Below are 760 nucleotides of genomic sequence, written 5' to 3' on the forward strand. Positions count from 1 at the left end.
GCAGTTGGTGGAGCCAACTGGGGAATTGCAATATGATGCAATCTACACCCGGAAGCTACTTAGCAGCTACCCGTCACACCAATATAAACTCTTCTTAGAGTGAGGTACCTCATGAAATCCATTCTTCTTCCATCTCTCCTGCTGAGTATCACCATGTTAAGCGCTTGTGGCAGTACAGCCTCCAATAGCACCCACGAGCCCAGCGCACAGACGGGCACTCTTTCTGTCGCGGCAGAACATCAGCCCATTCCTATTCCAAGTACACCACAAAGCTGGGATTACCGAATCGCAAGGGTCATCAGTAATAGTCCGAAACAAGTAGTGAATCAAGATACTTGGGGGGCAAGCTCTAGCAGTATCACGAGCCTGCATAGCTACGGTAAGAAAGTCATCTGCTACTTCAGCGCCGGCACATGGGAAAGCGAAAATTACACTCAGGAAATTATCAATAAGGCCCTGACCGACTATACCGACAACGGCATTATTGATGGCAGCGGTGATCCCGAAGAAGCCCAGGCCGTTGGCAACGCCATCCTAAATGGTGAGGATTCTTACGAGTTCAACGGTCAGTTCAGGGACTTAAGCGTCCCACAACTGACTTTCAAGTCCTTGGTTGGCCCTACCCTCCCCGGTTGGGAGACCGAGCGGGTGTACCTGATCAACGACTTTGATGCCGAGAACCCTACGCCTGAGCCTCAGTAGGTGACAACTTCACTTCCAGCCCCTCCTGGTGGGCAAAAAGGCTGGGTCAGCAGGTCTA

General features: G+C 51.4%; 1 protein-coding gene. It reads left to right on the plus strand.

The window, feature by feature from the left end; all coding sequences use genetic code 11:
* Positions 1-111: 111 nt before the first annotated feature.
* Positions 112-702, plus strand: coding sequence for an endo alpha-1,4 polygalactosaminidase (locus IE158_RS13440; RefSeq protein WP_189644209.1), 591 nt, complete (start codon positions 112-114; stop codon positions 700-702).
* Positions 703-760 lie beyond the last annotated feature (58 nt).

Origin of the sequence: Deinococcus piscis, assembly GCF_014653275.1 — a bacterium.
In the GTDB taxonomy this organism is placed as follows: Bacteria; Deinococcota; Deinococci; order Deinococcales; family Deinococcaceae; genus Deinococcus; species Deinococcus piscis.

Coding starts and splice junctions, on each gene's coding strand:
- IE158_RS13440 (WP_189644209.1), top strand. CDS start 112: ATGAAATCCATTCTTCTTCCATCTCTCCTGCTGAGTATCACCATGTTA.